Source organism: Streptomyces sp. NPDC056296 (assembly GCF_042268605.1).
Classification (GTDB): domain Bacteria; phylum Actinomycetota; class Actinomycetes; order Streptomycetales; family Streptomycetaceae; genus Streptomyces.
The window spans coordinates 1-15,234 of sequence record NZ_JBHJRX010000060.1; the positions used below are offsets into that span (position 1 = coordinate 1).

The 15,234-nt window shown below is 73.2% G+C and carries 13 protein-coding genes; 4 read left to right on the plus strand and 9 right to left on the minus strand.

Annotation, left to right across the window (positions count from 1 at the left end; all coding sequences use genetic code 11):
• Positions 1–186 (plus strand): integrase core domain-containing protein (locus tag ACFCZF_RS33240; RefSeq protein WP_376674790.1); only part of this gene is annotated, 186 nt, incomplete at its 5' end.
• On the opposite strand, the gene ACFCZF_RS33245 is transcribed toward ACFCZF_RS33240, so the two are convergent.
• The 9 genes from ACFCZF_RS33245 to ACFCZF_RS33285 all read right to left on the minus strand — a co-directional run bounded on the left by ACFCZF_RS33245 (position 183) and on the right by ACFCZF_RS33285 (position 11,757).
• Positions 183–1,280: a zinc-binding dehydrogenase gene (locus tag ACFCZF_RS33245; protein WP_376674791.1), complete on the minus strand. Its 1,098-nt coding sequence runs from the start codon at positions 1,278–1,280 to the stop codon at positions 183–185. The two genes, ACFCZF_RS33240 and ACFCZF_RS33245, sit on opposite strands and share 4 nt — an antisense overlap.
• 22 nt (positions 1,281–1,302) lie before the next feature.
• On the minus strand, positions 1,303–2,691 hold the full coding sequence (locus ACFCZF_RS33250; RefSeq protein ID WP_376674792.1) for an aldehyde dehydrogenase family protein: 1,389 nt from the start codon (positions 2,689–2,691) through the stop codon (positions 1,303–1,305).
• A 123-nt stretch (positions 2,692–2,814) separates the two neighbouring features.
• On the minus strand, positions 2,815–4,152 hold the full coding sequence (locus tag ACFCZF_RS33255) for an ABC transporter ATP-binding protein (RefSeq protein WP_376674793.1): 1,338 nt from the start codon (positions 4,150–4,152) through the stop codon (positions 2,815–2,817).
• A 294-nt stretch (positions 4,153–4,446) separates the two neighbouring features.
• Entirely contained in the window at positions 4,447–4,698 is a 252-nt protein-coding gene (locus ACFCZF_RS33260; RefSeq protein ID WP_376674794.1) for a hypothetical protein, read from the minus strand.
• Positions 4,699–4,951: 253 nt separating this feature from the next.
• Positions 4,952–6,199, minus strand: a complete 1,248-nt coding sequence (locus ACFCZF_RS33265; protein WP_376674795.1) for an MFS transporter — start codon at positions 6,197–6,199, stop codon at positions 4,952–4,954.
• 60 nt (positions 6,200–6,259) lie between these two features.
• Positions 6,260–7,714 (minus strand): CitMHS family transporter, encoded by a 1,455-nt coding sequence (locus ACFCZF_RS33270; protein WP_376674796.1) that lies wholly within the window; start codon positions 7,712–7,714, stop codon positions 6,260–6,262.
• A gap of 140 nt (positions 7,715–7,854) precedes the next feature.
• On the minus strand, positions 7,855–10,125 hold the full coding sequence (locus ACFCZF_RS33275; RefSeq protein ID WP_376674797.1) for a molybdopterin oxidoreductase family protein: 2,271 nt from the start codon (positions 10,123–10,125) through the stop codon (positions 7,855–7,857).
• A gap of 317 nt (positions 10,126–10,442) precedes the next feature.
• Entirely contained in the window at positions 10,443–11,060 is a 618-nt protein-coding gene (locus ACFCZF_RS33280) for a TetR family transcriptional regulator (RefSeq protein ID WP_376674798.1), read from the minus strand.
• Positions 11,061–11,124: 64 nt separating this feature from the next.
• Positions 11,125–11,757, minus strand: coding sequence for a hypothetical protein (locus tag ACFCZF_RS33285; RefSeq protein WP_376674799.1), 633 nt, complete (start codon positions 11,755–11,757; stop codon positions 11,125–11,127).
• 180 nt (positions 11,758–11,937) lie between these two features.
• Here ACFCZF_RS33285 and hmgA point away from each other — a divergent pair, with 180 nt between their 5' ends.
• From hmgA to ACFCZF_RS33300, 3 genes are read left to right on the plus strand one after another with little or no spacing between them, the layout of a single operon-like run.
• Positions 11,938–13,254: a homogentisate 1,2-dioxygenase gene (gene hmgA, locus ACFCZF_RS33290; RefSeq protein WP_376674800.1), complete on the plus strand. Its 1,317-nt coding sequence runs from the start codon at positions 11,938–11,940 to the stop codon at positions 13,252–13,254.
• Positions 13,255–13,280: 26 nt separating this feature from the next.
• Entirely contained in the window at positions 13,281–14,030 is a 750-nt protein-coding gene (locus tag ACFCZF_RS33295) for a GntR family transcriptional regulator (RefSeq protein ID WP_375909383.1), read from the plus strand.
• 22 nt (positions 14,031–14,052) lie between these two features.
• Positions 14,053–15,213: a type ISP restriction/modification enzyme gene (locus ACFCZF_RS33300; protein WP_376674801.1), complete on the plus strand. Its 1,161-nt coding sequence runs from the start codon at positions 14,053–14,055 to the stop codon at positions 15,211–15,213.
• Positions 15,214–15,234 lie beyond the last annotated feature (21 nt).

Sequence of the window (15,234 nt, forward strand, 5' to 3'; positions counted from 1 at the left end):
GTCGAACGCTTCAACCGCACCCTGCTCGACGAATGGGCCTACCTGCGGCCCTACACCAGCAACCAGGAACGGTCCGAAGCTCTGGCAGACTTCCTGCACACCTACAACCACCACCGCTGCCACACCGCACTCGGCGGCCAGCCACCGATCAGCCGCGTGAACAACCCCGCGGGTCAATACACCTAGAACACCACCAGCGCCCGCCCGCCCTTGCCCGCCAGCATGTTCTCGAAGGCCGCCGGGATGCCGTCCAGGGCGATGCGCTCGGTCACCAGGGCGCCGAGGTCCAGGCGTCCGGCCCGGACGTGCTCGGCCAGCACCGGGAGGTCCCGGGCCGGGTCGGCGTTGCCGTAGACGCAGCCGGAGAGGGTGCGGCCCCAGTGGAAGATCTCCAGGGCGTTGAAGGTGACCTGCTGGTCCTTGCCGCCGATGCCGACGACCGTGGTGCGGCCGCCACGCCGGGTGGATTCCCAGGCGGTGCGGATGGTGACCGCACGGCCGACGCACTCGACGGCGACGTCGACGCCCTGCTTGCCGGTGAGGGCGCGGATCTCGCGGGCGGTGGTGTCGGAGGCGATCAGGTAGTCGGTGGCGCCGGCGGCGCGGGCCAGGTCCTCCTTCTCCGGGGACACGTCGACGGCGACGATCTTCGACGCGCCCGCGATCCGGGCCGCCTGGAGCGTGGCGAGGCCCACTCCCCCGACGCCGAACACGGCGACCGTCTCGCCCTCGCAGACCTTCGCCGAGTGGTGGACGGCGCCGTAGCCGGTGAGGACCGCGCAGCCGAGCAGGGCGGCGTCGGTGAGCGGGATGCCGTCCGGGACGGGCAGGACGCAGCCGGCGTCCACGACAGTCTCCTCGGCGAACGCGGCGACGTTCAGGCCGGGGTGCAGGTCGGTGCCGTCGTCGGCGCGGCGGGCGTGCACGTTGGCCGCGCCGGCCAGGGCGTTCGCGCACAGCCAGACCTCGCCGAGCGAGCAGGCGTGGCAGGCGCCGCAGGACGGGGCCCAGTTGAGGACGACGTCGCCGCCGGGGGCGACGCGGGTGACGCCCTCGCCGACGGCGAGGACCGTGCCGGCGCCCTCGTGGCCGAGGACGGCGGGGACGGGCACGCGCATGGTGCCGTTGGACAGGGACAGGTCGGAGTGGCAGACCCCGGCGGCGGCGAGCTTCACCCGGACCTGCCCCGGGCCGGGCTCGGGCAGCTCGATCCCGGTGACCTCCAGCGGGGCGCCTACGGCGGGTACGACGGCGGCACGGACAGCGGTACGGACGGCCATGACGTGGACAACTCCCCTGGAGTCAGAACTGGAGGGACTTGGTCTGGAGGTACTCGGACAGGCCGTGCGAGCCCAGTTCGCGGCCCACGCCCGACTGCTTGTAGCCCCCGAAGGGCGCCAGCGGGTTGAACCGGCCGCCGTTGATGTCGACCTGGCCGGTGTCCATGCGGCGGGCGAAGGCGACGGCCTCCGCCTCGTCGCCGGCCCAGACGGCGCCGGCGAGGCCGTAGACCGTGCCGTTGGCGATCCGCAGGGCGTCCTCCTCGTCGTCGTACCGGAGGATGGACAGGACCGGCCCGAAGATCTCCTCCTGGGCGATGGTCATGTCCTCGCTCACGTCGGCGAAGACGGTCGGGCTGACGAAGTAGCCCTCCTCGCGCGGGGCTTCGGGGCCGCCCGCGACCAGGCGCGCGCCCTCGGCGACGCCCTTCTCGATGTAACCGCGCACGCGCTCCTGCTGCTTGGCGTTGACGACCGGGCCGATCCGGTCGCCGTACTTCGCGGCGGCCTCGGCGGCCAGCTCCACGGCCTCGTCGTACCGGGCGGCGGGCACGAGCATGCGGGTCCAGGCGCTGCACGTCTGACCGGAGTTGGACATGACGTTGGCGACGCCTACGTTCACGGCCTTGGCCAGGTCGGCGCTCGGGAGGATGACGTTGGCGGACTTGCCGCCGAGTTCGAGCGCGACCTGCTTGACGGCGGCACCGGCGAGGGCACCGATCCGCCGGCCCACGGCCGTGGAGCCCGTGAAGGAGACCAGGTCGACGCCGGGGTGCTCGGCGAGGGCCTGCCCGGCGACCGGGCCGAGGCCGGTGACCAGGTTGAAGACGCCCGCCGGGACGCCGGCCTCGTGCACCGCCTCCGCGAAGAGCTGGGCGGTGAGGGGGGTGTCCTCGGCGGGCTTCAGCACGATCGTGCAGCCGGCCGCGAGCGCCGGGGCGACCTTGGCGACGATCTGGTGGAGGGGGTAGTTCCAGGGGGTGATGGCGCCGACCACGCCGATCGGCTCGTGGTGGACCACGGAGTTGCCGACCTTCTCCTCGAAGGCGTAGGTCGCCGCCAGCTCGGCATAGGAGCCCGCGACCGCGATCGGGGCGGCGGCGTGCACGGCCTGCGAGAACTTCAGCGGGGAACCCAGCTCGGCGGTGACCGTCTCGGCGACCTCGTCCTTGCGGGCCACCAGTACGTCCCGAAGGGCGGCCAGGCGGGCGGCCCGCTCGGCGGGCGGGGTGGCGGCCCAGGCCGGCAGGGCGGCGCGGGCGGCCCGTACGGCGCTGTCGACGTCCAGGGCGGTGCCGGCGGGGACCTTGCCGATCACCTGCTCGTCGGCCGGGTTCACGACCTCGATCGTGTCCCGGCCGTCGGCGGGCCGCCAGGCTCCGTCGATGTACATGCCGTCATGTGCCTTCATCGCGTTCCTTCCGGGCGGGCCTCGTCATCCGCGCCCCAAACTAGCGCCGATAGTTTTACGGCACCAGGGGCGGCCACCATGGTGGCGCGGCTCACCCTTCCGCCGGGCCCGGTCCCGACGCGCTTACTCCTCCAGGTCCGGCAGCCGGGCCGGGGCGGGGCAGATCCGTTCGCCGTGCTGGTCGAAGACGAACAGGTGGGCGAGGTCGACGAGGAGGGGGACCTGCATGCCGTGACGCAGGTCGATGTCGGGGGTGGTCCGGACGATCAGGTCACCGGGGAGGCGGCCGTCGGGGGCGGCGACCGCCGGTTGCTCGTCCTCCTCGTCGTCCATGACCACCACCGGCCCGGCGCGCAGGGCCCCCGCCCGCTCCTTCAGCCGGTCCAGGACCGTGCCGTCGCGGCGGCGGCGTCTGGCGGGGCGGGTGGCGGGGCGCGGAGCCTCAAGGTCGGGCACGACGGCGGGCCGCGAGCCGGTGTTGAAGTGGACGAGGACCTCGTGGCCCTGGAACTCGACGTGCTCCACCAGGCCGGTGAGCAGCACCTCGCCGGGGCGAGCGGAGGCGGGCTTCGCGATTCGTACTGCCTCCGAGCGCAGGCCGACGATGACCTCGCGGCCCTGCTGGACGCGGAGCAGCTGGTGGTCCAGGGAGAGCGGTTCGGGCAGGCGCAGGAACTGCTTGCCCAGACTGATGGTCATCGCACCGTCGAGCGGCGCCCGTACGAGGCCGCGCAGCAGGTTGATGCGCGGGGTGCCGATGAAGGCGGCGACGAAGACGTTGCGCGGCAGGGCGTACACGGCGCGCGGGCTGTCCACCTGCTGGAGCACGCCGCCGCGCAGGACGGCGACGCGGTCGCCGAGGGACATGGCCTCGGACTGGTCGTGGGTGACGTAGATCGTGGTGACGCCGAGTTCCCGGGTCAGTTTGGTGATCTCGGCGCGCAGGTGGTTGCGGAGCTTGGCGTCGAGGTTGGACAGCGGCTCGTCCATCAGGAAGGCGCTGGGGTGGCGGGCGATGGCCCGGCCCATGGCGACGCGCTGGCGTTCGCCGCCGGAGAGCTGGGCGGGGAAGCGGTCGAGGAGGTCCTCGATGCCCAGCATGCGGGCGGTGGCGTCCACCCGGGGGCCGGGGTCGGTCTGGGGGGCCTCGACGCGCAGCGGGAAGCCGATGTTCCCGCGGGTGGTCATGTTCGGGTACAGGGCGAAGTTCTGGAAGACCATCGCCATGCTCCGCTCGGAGGGGAGCAGGTCGTTGGCGTAGGCGCCGTCCAGCAGCAGCCGCCCGTCGGTGATCTCCTCCAGGCCGGCGATCATGCGCAGCACGGTGGACTTGCCGCAGCCGGAGGGGCCGAGCAGGACGAGGAACTCGCCGGGCGCGATGTCCAGCGACAGCCGGTCCACCACGCGGACGCCTCGCGCGTAGGTCTTGCTCACGTCGTGCAGGGAGATGGCGCGTGTCATGGCTGGTGCCCCCGGGGGCTCACTGAGCGCTGGTGCTCCGCGGTCGGACGCCCTCGTGCGGGTCGTACGGGGCGTTTGAGTCACGGAAGCTAACGGAATGTGCGCGGCCGGGGGAAGACGCTGGACCATATCTCGGTGCCACCGTCCATCTGGTGAGAAAGCGGACGGCCGGATTCAGGGGCGGGGCGTCTCGGGCGAGGGGTCGGATGCCCGGTGCCTTCGGCGATCCGGCGGACGAGGGGGAGGTGCGGGAGCGGCGGGCGCCGCGGGGCGGGCGGGCCGGCCCTGGCGGTCCTACGGCCGCCCGGCGCGGCGCCGGCGGTGGGGCGTGTGGTGCGTGCGGGGCGTGCCCTCGGGCTCGTCCTCGGTGGACGGCCGGTCCGCGGGCGAGCCGGTGGACGGTCGGTCCGCGACCGCTCCGGTGGACGGCCGGTCCACGGGCGAGCCGGTGGACGGCCGGTCCACGGGCGAGCCGGTGGACGGTCGGTCCGCGGGCGAGCCGGTGGACGGCTGGTCCGCGACCGCTCCGATGGAAGGCCGGTCCACGGGCGAGCCGCGGGCGGTGCGGTGAACAGGAACCCACCGGGGCGCCCCGACCCGACCGCGATGACCGCGCGCGTGAGGCAGCACGAAGCGCGTGCGGGCGCCGGGACGCAGGCGGCGGGGGCGCAGGCAGCAGGGCGAGCAGGCTTCGGCGGGCGGCCCCGGGAAACAGGCGGCGGGCCGGACAGGCTTCCGCGGGCGGCCCCGGGAAACAGGCGGCGGGGCGGACAGGCTTCCGCGGGTGGCCCCGGCCGTCCTAACGGGTCGTCCGGCGCAGCGGACGGCGGCGGGGCGTGGCCCCGGGCTCGTCCTCCAGGGGCGGGCGGTCCCCGGACGGTCCCGTGGACGGGGCGCGCAGGGCGATGCCCGAGGACATGAGCAGTAGGGCGCCGAGCATCACGAACGGCGCGGCCACGCCCGCGACGCCGGCGATCAGGCCCGCCGCGGCGGGTGCGGCGACCTGGCCGAGGCGGTTGCCGGTCAGGCGCAGGGCGAGGGCGGTGGAGCGGGCTCCGTCGGGGGCCGCCTGGACGACGGTCGTCATGGACAGCGGCTGGCCGACGCCGAGGCAGAAGCCGAGGACGACCAGCATCAGCGCGAGCGCCCAGACCGGCACCGGCAGCGCGACACCGGCGCACAGCAGGGCGGCCAGCAGACACGTGACCGTGAGCAGCGCGGTGCGGCCGAGCAGCCGCAGCAGGGGCGTCAGCACCAGTCGGCAGGCGATGGTGGCCGCCGCACGCAGGCTGAGCAGGACGCCGATCACGGCCGGGGAGATCCCCCGGTGCTCGCCGACGACCGGCAGGTAGGCGGTGAGGATGTCGGTGGCGGACAGGACGGACAGGCTGATCAGGATCCCCGCGGGCACGCCCCGGGCGCGCAGGATGCTCCCCACGGGCACGCGCGCGCCTGCCTCCGTACGGGATTTGGCGGCCGCCGGGTGCTCTATGCGCCACAGCGACGTGAACGCCACCGCCGCGCCCGCCCCCGCCACCACCAGGGCCAGCGCGCTGCTGCCCGCCATGTCGTGGCCGCCGATCAGCGCGCCCGCCGCGACGGGCCCGACGAGTTGGCCCAGCGAGGCGCCGATGGTGAAGTGGCCGAAGTTGCGGTCCTGTTCGTGCGGCGCGGACTGGCGGGCGACCAGCGACTGCGCGCCGATGACGAAGCAGAGGTGGCCGAGGCCCATGACGCCGCTCCACAGGGCCATCGCCCACAAGGAGCCCGCGATGCCGCTCAGCGCGCAGCCGCCGGCGATGAGCACCACGCCGACGGGCAGCAAGGGCGCGCAGCGGCCGTGGTCGGTGCGGCGGCCGAGCGGGACGGCGGCGAACAGCGGCAGCAGCGCGTACACACCGGCGATGACGCCGACCGCCTGTTCGTCCGCGCCCAGCGCGAGGGCCCGGTAGGAGACGGCGGGCCGGGCCATCGACACCGCCCCCTGCGCGAAGCCGAAGGCGATGACGAGGCGGAGCAGCCAGCCGCGGTTCCCACCGGGCGCCATGATCGTGTCCTTCCCGGACTGCCGAGTCCCTGCCCGGCCCCCCAGAAGCCGGGCCGATGATCAGATGATGCCGAACAGAATGCCCGCCGCGAGAATGACCAGGCTCGTCAGGACCGCCCACTTCACCACGAACCGCGTGTGGTCGCCGAACTCGACCTTGGCCATGCCGACCAGGACGTAGACGGCCGGGACGAGCGGGCTGGACATGTGCAGCGGCTGGCCGACGATCGAGGCGCGGGCGATCTCCAGCGTCGACACGCCGTGCGCCTGACCGGCCTCGGCGAGCACCGGCAGGACGCCGAAGTAGAAGCCGTCGTTCGACATGAAGTAGGTCAGCGGCAGGCTCAGCAGACCGGTGACCAGGCCCATCTGCGGGCCCATGCCGTCGGGGATGGTGTCCACGAGCCAGTTGGCCATGTGGTCGACCATGCCGGTGCCGGTGAGGACGCCGGTGAAGACGGCGGCGGCGAAGACCATGCCGGAGACGTTGAGGACGTTGTCGGCGTGGGCCGCGATCCGGGCCTTCTGGTCGGGGATGTGCGGGAAGTTGACGGTGAGCGCGAGGGCGGCGCCGAGCAGGAAGAGCACCGGGATCGGCAGCACCTCCATGATCATGGCGCTGAGCAGCGCGACCGTGAGCAGCGCGTTGAACCAGTACAGCTTGGGGCGCAAGGTGGGCCGGTTCGGGTCGAGACCCTTGAAGTCGTCGTCGGACTCGTCGTCGGACTCGCCGTCCTCGACGGCGGCGTCCTGGGACCCGAGGGACCCACCCCCGCCCACAGATGCCTTCCCCGAACCCGCACCGGCACCGGCACCGGCACCGGCACCCGCGCCGACCAGCACCGTCTCGCTCTCCGGCTCCGGCTCCGGCTCCCGCACCAGCGCCTCGTCCAGCGTCAGCGTGCCCACCCGCCGGCGCTCGCGCAGACCGAGCACGTACGACAGGGCGATGACCGCGAGCAGACCGACGGCCAGGGCCGGGATCATCGGGACGAAGATGTCGGTGGCGTCGACCTTCAGGGCGGTGGCGGCGCGGGCGGTGGGGCCGCCCCAGGGCAGCGTGTTCATCACACCGTTGGCCATCGCGGCGACGCCGGTCATCACGACCAGGCTCATCTTCAGGCGCTTGTACAGCGGGTACATCGCCGAAACCGTGATCATGAAGGTGGTGGAGCCGTCGCCGTCCAGCGAGACGATGGCGGCGAGCAGGGCCGTACCGACGACGATCCGCATCGGGTCGGCCTTGCAGAACTTCAGGATGGCCCGGACGATCGGGTCGAAGAGCCCGACGTCGATCATCACCCCGAAATAGACGATCGCGAACATGAGCATCGCCGCGGTGGGGGCGAGGCTGGACACGCCGTCGATGACGTAGTCACCGAGGTGGGCGCCCTTGCCGACGAACACGCAGAACAGCGCGGGGATCAGCACGAGCGCCGCGATCGGCGACATCTTCTTCATCATGATCAGGACCAGGAAGGTCGCGATCATGGCGAAGCCGAGGATGGTCAGCATGTATGAGTACCTAACGTTCGCCCTTGAACATTCCACCGGGGCAGGCGGTGCGAGCGACGTTAGGTGCCGCAAAGCAGCGTTAACAAGACGTTGACATGCGAGCAATAAGCGCAAAACTCCAGGTCACAGCTTTGCGCCGGTCAGGGCCGGGTCGCGGGGGCGATCGCGACGGGTACGCCGTTGAGGACCGCGTTGCCCGAGAGCGGGTCGAGCAGGCTGCCGTCGAGGAGCTGGTTGACGTTGACGCCGGGCTCGGTGGCGGCGTGGGTCAGACGGGTGCCGGGGCGATCGTGGCCCCAGCCGTGCGGGAGGCTGACCACGCCCGGCCGCACCGCGTCGGTGACTTCTGCGGGGGCGGTCACCTCTCCCCCGGCGCCCATCACGCGCACGGGCTCTCCGCTGCGCACGCCGAGCCGTTCGGCGTCGTCGGGGTGGAGGTGCAGGGTGCAGCGGTTGGAGCCGCCGGTGAGGGCCGGGATGTTGTGCATCCAGCTGTTGTTGGAGCGCAGGTGGCGGCGGCCGACGAGGACGAGCCCGTCGGGGCGCTCGGCCAGGGCCTGCCGCAGGCGCGGCAGATCGTCGGCGATCGGCCCCGGCAGCAGCTCCACCTTGCCACTGCGGGTCTTCAGCGGCTGCGGCAGCCGCGGGCGCAGCGGGCCGAGGTCGATGCCGTGGGGGTGGGCGAGCAGCCGCTGAAGGGACAGCCCGTCGGGCCGTACGCCGAAGCCGTCGCCGTAGGGGCCGAGGCGCAGCATCATGTCGAGCCGCCGCTCGGGGCCGTTCTCGCCGGTGAGCCGGGCGGTCAGTTCGCCCGGGTCGCGTCCGTGCACGGGTGAGTGCGGCTCCCGTACGGCCTTGCCGAGGGTCTGTTCGATCACCATGGCGTCGACGGCGGCCGGGTCGGCGCCGTGCCTGCCGGTGGCGGCCAGGATCAGCCGGGCCAGGATCTCGGTCTCGGCCATGCGGCCGGATTCCAGCGGGACGGCGGGGCGGGTGTAGCGGACCTGGTTGCGCACGGCGAGGGTGTTGAAGGCGAAGTCGTGGTGCGGGCTCTGGGCCGGCGGGGGCGGCGGGAGGACGACGTGGGCGTGGCGCGAGGTCTCGTTGAGGTAGGGGTCGACGCTCACCATGAAGTCGAGCGAGGCCAGCGCCTTGTCGAGCCGGTCGCCGTCGGGTGCGGACAGTACGGGGTTGGCGGCGACGGTGACCAGCGCGCGGACCGGCTCGCCCGTCTCGACGGCGACGGCGGTGTCGATCTCCTCGACGGCAGTGGCGGTGTCGATCTCCTCGGCGAGGGCGGACAGCGGCAGTTCGCCCTTGGCCTCGGGGTGCCCGCTCACCCGGGAGCGCCAGCGGCCGAGCGCGAACCCGTGGCCGGATCCGGCGGGGCGGGGCGTCCTGTCGGTGGCCGCCTGCGGGAAGAGGGCGCCGCCGGGCCGGTCGAGGTTGCCGGTGAGGATGTTGAGGACGTCCACGAGCCAGCTGGCGAGCGTGCCGTGCGGGACGGTGCAGCTGCCGATGCGGCCGTAGACGGCGGCGGTGGGGGCGGCGGCGAGTTCACGGGCGAGGGCCCGCGTCACCTCGGCCTCCACGTCGCAGGCGGCGGCGACGGACTCCGGCGTGAAGTCGCCCACGGCGGCGGCGAGTTCCGCGACCCCTTCGACGTGTGGGGCGAGTGCGCCGAGGTCCACCAGGTCCTCTTCGAACAGTACGTGGGCCATCGCGGCGAGGAGCAGAGCGTCGGTGCCGGGGCGGATCGCCACGTGTCGGTCGGCGAGCTTCGCGGTGCGGGTGCGGCGCGGGTCGATGACGGTGAGGGTGCCGCCGCGGGCCCTGAGCGCCTTGAGGCGGCCGGGGAAGTCGGGGGCCGTGCACAGACTGCCGTTGGACTCCAGCGGGTTGGCGCCGATGAGGAGCAGGTGGTCGGTGTGGTCGAGGTCGGGCACCGGGATGGCGCCCGCGTCACCGAAGAGCAGCCCGCTGGAGACGTGCTTGGGCATCTGGTCGACCGTCGACGCGGTGAAGAGGCTGCGGGTGCCGAGGGCGCCGATCAGGACGGTCGGGTAGAGGGCGCCGGCCATGGTGTGCACGTTGGGGTTGCCGAGGACGACGCCGACGGAGTGCGGCCCGTACCGCTCGACGACGGGCCGGATACCGGCGGCGACCGCGTCGAACGCCTCCTCCCAGGTGGCCTCGCGCAGCTCGCCGTCCCTGCGCACCAGGGGCGCGCGCAGCCGGTCGGGGTCGGAGTCGACGGCGCCGAAGGAGGCGCCCTTGGGGCAGATGAACCCGCGACTGAAGACGTCGTCGCGGTCCCCTCGGGCCGCGGTGACCGTGGTGCCGTCGATGGTGAGCGCCAGGCCGCAGGTGGCCTCGCACAGGGGGCAGATACGCAGGGCGGTGCGGGACACGGGTCCTCCCGGAAGGCGGCGGTGACGCTCTCTGGCGGCGAGCATACCGACCGGTAGGCATGCTGGGGAGGCTTTGCGCCGACGGTTGCGTGAACAGCGGTACGACACCGGCCCGCCGGCCGATCACGGACCGCTCGTCGGTCATGCACGGGCAGCCCGCCGATCGAGCACGGCCGGCCCGTCAGTCGAGCACGACCGGGCCCGCCGGTCAGGCACCGGACCGCCCGCCGGTCAGGCACGGGCAGCCCGCCGGTCGAGCACGGCCGGGCCCGTCGGCCGAGCACGGCCGGGCCCGTCGGCCGAGCACGGCCGGCCCGTCAGTCGAGCACCCGCCCCAGATACGCCCGCAGCAGTTCCCGGGCCTCCTCGATGATCTTCTCGTCCCCGTCCGGCGCGACCCGGAAGGCGAGCTGTACGAGGGTGTCGGCCGTCTCCACGGCGACAAGAAAGGTGCGGCGCAGATCGTCGTCGGGGCGGCGGCCGAGGTAGCCGGAGAGCAGCTCGGTGAGCCGGTCGGCGACGCGGTGGTTGGGGACGGCGTGGCGGCCCCCGACCGGTATCTGGTTGCCGAAGTCGATCAGGGAGAAGCCGGGCGCGGTTCGCTTCATCGCCAGGTACTCGTCGAGCACCGCGTCCAGCGCCCCGCGCCAGTCGCCGTCGCCCGTCTCCGTCAGCCGTTCGGTCACGCGCTCCGCGTAGCGCTCCAGGTTGCGCTGGGCCAGCGCGTCGGCCATCTGCCGCTTGTTGCCGAAGAAGCGGTACACGGAGCCGATGGGGACGTCCGCGCGCAGCGCCACGGCGCGGGTGCTCAGGGCGTCGTAGCCGACCTCGTCGAGGAGGTCCGCGCAGGCGTCGAGGATCCGGGTCAGCCGTTCGGCGCTGCGCCGCTGCACGGGGGCACGGCGGAGCGAGGTCGCGTGGGACACGGTCTTCATGATGCCCTTCCGCCGCGGTCCGGTGAACTGTGACCTTCAGTACGGCGACGGCCACCGACTTCGCTCACCATGCCGCCGCGCGTGCGGCAGCCGCCGTGCGTGCGGGAAGCGCCTGCTCCTCTGTCCCCTCCGGCTCGGTTATCTCCTCCGGTTCCGCTATCTCCTCCGGCTCCGTCGCCTCCGACGGCTCCGCGTCCGACGCCGTGATGTCCGCCGTGCTCTCGACGGGTTCGCCGTCGACGGCCCAGACGGTGCCGTCGTCGGCGTACAGGCGGACCGTGAGCTGGTGGGTGCCGCGGGGCACGAGGTCGGCGGCGAGGCGGTACTCCGGTCCGCGCAGGCGGGTGAGGAGGTCGCCGTCGAGGAAGAGGTGGGCGACACCGCGGCCGGCCACCGCCTTCGCCTCCGTCCCGGCCGGCGAGAACCTGAAGTCGCGGACGGTCAGGCGTACGACCCAGCTGTCGTCGGTCTCGGGCTGTACCTCGATACCGACCTCGGGAGCGCGCTCGCCGTCCACCTCCCGGTAGCGCCGGCCCTCCTCGTCGGTGGCGTCGAGCAGCCTGCCCACCGGTGTGGCCGAATCCCGGGCCTCCGGTTCGCCCGTCCCGCCCGTATCACTGGAGCCGCACCCGGCGGGTCCGGTCAGCAGCAGGACACAGACCGCGAGCACGGCGAGCACTCCCCGCATCCACGACATGACGGGAGACTAGAACACCGGTCCGACAGTCCGGATCCCCCGGGGGTCTGGTTCCGGCCATCCTCCCCCGGTATGACCCGCGTGGACCCGAACCCCGTACGACCTCTTGCGCACGGGAAACCGCAATCCTACGGTGTCCCATAGGAATCGGGTGGGAATCGGGTTGCGAGGGAGCGATCAATGAGCGGGGACGCGCGGAAGACCGCGGAGGGACTGGCCTACCTGTCCGGTTTCGGCAACGAGCACAGCTCGCAGGCCGTTCCGGGCGCACTGCCCGAGGGCCGGAACTCGCCGCAGCGGGCGCCCCTGGGCCTGTACGCGGAGCAGCTGAGCGGCACGGCGTTCACGGAGCCGAGGGCGGACAACCGGCGCTCCTGGCTGTACCGGATCCGCCCGTCGGCCGCGCACCCGGCGTTCACCCGCGCGGGCAACGGCGCGATCCGCACGGCGCCCTTCACCCAGGCCGTACCGGACCCGAACCGGCTGCGGTGGAACCCGCTGCCCGAGCCGGAGGCGGGGACCGACTTCCTGGCGGGCCTGTGGACGCTCGGCGGCAACGGCGACGTCACCCAGCGCACCGGCATGGCCGTGCATCTATACCACGCCACGGCCTCCATGGAGCGCGTCTTCAGCGACGCCGACGGCGAGCTGCTGATCGTGCCGGAGCGCGGCGGCCTGTTGCTGCGCACCGAGTTCGGGCTGCTGCACGCCGAGCCCGGCCATGTGGCGCTGATCCCGCGCGGGGTCCGCTTCCGCGTGGAACTGCTCGACAAGGGGGCCCGCGGCTACGTCTGCGAGAACTACGGCGCCCCCTTCCGCCTCCCCGACCTCGGCCCGATCGGCGCCAACGGGCTCGCGAACGTGCGGGACTTCATGGCGCCCGTCGCGGCCTATGAGGACGTCGAAGGGCCGGTGGAGGTGGTCAACAAGTTCTGCGGCAACCTCTGGACGGCCACCTACGATCACTCCCCGCTCGACGTGGTCGCCTGGCACGGCAACCATGTCCCGTACGTCTACGACCTGCGCCGCTTCAACGTCATCGGCACGATCTCGTACGACCACCCGGACCCGTCGATCTTCACGGTGCTGACCTCCCCGTCGGACACCCCCGGCCTCGCGGGCGTCGACTTCGTGGTCTTCGCGCCGCGCTGGCTGGTGGGCGAGGACACCTTCCGGCCGCCGTACTTCCACCGGAACGTGATGAGCGAATACATGGGCCTGATCGAGGGCGCCTACGACGCGAAGGCGGAAGGCTTCGTGCCGGGCGGCGGCTCGCTGCACAACATGATGTCGGCGCACGGTCCGGACCGGGAGACCTTCGACCGGGCGAGCGCGGCGGAGCTGAAGCCGCAGCGGATCGACGACGGGCTGGCGTTCATGTTCGAGACGCGCTGGCCGGTGACCCTCACGCCCCACGCGGCCCGCGCCGAACACCTGCAACCGCGCTACGACGACGTCTGGCAGGGCCTGGAGCGTCACTTCCGCCCCTTGCACTGAGGATTCCCTACCGGTACGGATGGCCCGTGACCTCCTTCGCCCCGGACTCCATCGTCCTGAACCGCAAGCTGCCGCTGTGGTACCAGGTGTCGCAGTCGCTGCGCGCCTCGATACTCGGCCGCTCGCCCCGGGACCCGCTGCGCCTGCCCACGGAGGAGCAGCTGGCCGGTCACTACGGGGTGAGCGTGCTGACCATGCGGCAGGCGCTGAAGGAGCTGGAGGACGAGGGGCTGATCACGCGGCACCGCCGGCGCGGCACGTTCATCGAGCCCGACGCCCGGCGGGGCGCCCCGGTGCGGCTGCTGGGCTCGGTCGACGCGATCGTGGCCCAGCAGTCCGGCATGAAGGCCGAGCTGCTGGGCCACGGCACCGGGCCCGTGCCGCCCGAACTCGCCGAGTTCTTCCCGGACCTGGCGGAGACGGCGACGTACCACCGGCTGCGCTGCGACGAGAAGACGGGCGAGCCCACCAACCACGCCCGCAACTACGTCCGTCCCGAAGTCGCCGCCCGCATCGACGTGGACGACCTGGCCCGTTGGCCGATGACCAAGGTGCTGCGGGACGTGGTGGGCATGGACATCAGCCGGATCACGGACACGGTGGAGGCCCGGCTCGCGGACCCGGAGACGGCGCGGCTGCTCGAAGTCCCGCTGCTCAGCCCGATCCTGCACTACACGGGCATCACGTACGACACGGCGGGGCGGGTCCTGGACGTGGCGGTCATCCACTACCGGGGGGACCGTTTCTCGTTCACGGTCACCCTGGACGCCACGTGAGGCCCAAGCACCCCGTCGTACGATGCCCAGCGTGACGCACGACGACGCTCCGCCGCTGGCGGACCTCATGCCGTGGTCCGTCGCACCGCCGCGGCTCGGCCGGGGGTGGCCGACGGCACCCGACGCGACGTCCCTCAAGGCCCGCTGGGACGCCCTGATGAAGGCCGAGGGGCCCGACCGGGAGGCCCTGTTCGAGCCGACGCGCTCGCGGACCGCGCACACGGCGGTCGGACGGCTGCCGGGCGGGGCCGGTGGCACCGGGAAGCTGGCCCGCGCGTCGGGGCCGTGTCCGGAGCCGGTCCGTGTGCTGCGCGCGCCCTTCGACGAGCAGTGGCTCATCCCCGACCATCGGCTGATCGACGCGGCCCGTCCGGAGCTGTGGCGGGTGGCGGACGAGCGACAGGTCTTCGTGGTGGAGGCGCCCGACGCCGCCGGTCCTCCCCTGCTCGTCGCGACCTCGCGGCTGCCGCTGCTCGGCGGAGCCCGGGTGCGCCCGCTGTACCGGCGTCCCGGCGGGGCGGAGCCGAACCTGGCCCCCGGTCTCCTCGACCACCTGGCCGCCCGGCTCGGCCGGCGTCCCGCGCCGGAGGACGTACTGGCCTGGGCGGTGGCCACCGTGCGGGAGGGTTCCCTGGTCCCGCTCACCGCGGACCCGGCGCTGTGGGAGCACGGTGTCGGCCTCGGCCGGCGCGCCCTGTGGCTGATGCGCCGCGACGGGGAGCGCCCCAAGCTGCCCGGCGGCCGTCGCCCGTACGTCCGCGCCCCACTGCCCGCGCGCCCGCTGACCCTGCGCTACGACCGGGACGAGGAGGCCCTGTACCTGGACGAGGGCCGGGTCTCCCCCGTGCCGCCCGGTGCCTGGGACTTCGAGGTGGGCGGGGCGCGGGTGCTGGAGCAGTGGTTCGCGGCCCGTACCGCCGAGGGTGAGCCGGGCACGCTGGCGGCGATCCGCCCGGCCACCTGGCCGCAGACCTGGACGTCCGAGCTGCTGGAACTGATCACCGTCCTCGCCCTGCTCGCCGAAGTGCGGCCACGCTGCCGGGAGTTGACCGTGACGGACGGGATCACGTCGGCCGAGCTGCGCGAGGCGGGCGTGCTGCCGGCGCCCCCGGCGGCCCGCCGGCCGGCCTCCGTCCTGGACGGCCGGGAGGAGGGGCCGGAGGGGCAGCTGGCGCTGCTGTAAACCCGTCTGACTCAGGCCGGG

Coding starts and splice junctions, on each gene's coding strand:
- ACFCZF_RS33285 (WP_376674799.1), bottom strand. CDS start 11,757: ATGTCGTGGATGCGGGGAGTGCTCGCCGTGCTCGCGGTCTGTGTCCTG.
- ACFCZF_RS33265 (WP_376674795.1), bottom strand. CDS start 6,199: ATGGCGCCCGGTGGGAACCGCGGCTGGCTGCTCCGCCTCGTCATCGCC.
- hmgA (WP_376674800.1), top strand. CDS start 11,938: ATGAGCGGGGACGCGCGGAAGACCGCGGAGGGACTGGCCTACCTGTCC.
- ACFCZF_RS33245 (WP_376674791.1), bottom strand. CDS start 1,280: ATGGCCGTCCGTACCGCTGTCCGTGCCGCCGTCGTACCCGCCGTAGGC.
- ACFCZF_RS33250 (WP_376674792.1), bottom strand. CDS start 2,691: ATGAAGGCACATGACGGCATGTACATCGACGGAGCCTGGCGGCCCGCC.
- ACFCZF_RS33280 (WP_376674798.1), bottom strand. CDS start 11,060: ATGAAGACCGTGTCCCACGCGACCTCGCTCCGCCGTGCCCCCGTGCAG.
- ACFCZF_RS33270 (WP_376674796.1), bottom strand. CDS start 7,714: ATGCTGACCATCCTCGGCTTCGCCATGATCGCGACCTTCCTGGTCCTG.
- ACFCZF_RS33300 (WP_376674801.1), top strand. CDS start 14,053: ATGCCCAGCGTGACGCACGACGACGCTCCGCCGCTGGCGGACCTCATG.
- ACFCZF_RS33255 (WP_376674793.1), bottom strand. CDS start 4,152: ATGACACGCGCCATCTCCCTGCACGACGTGAGCAAGACCTACGCGCGA.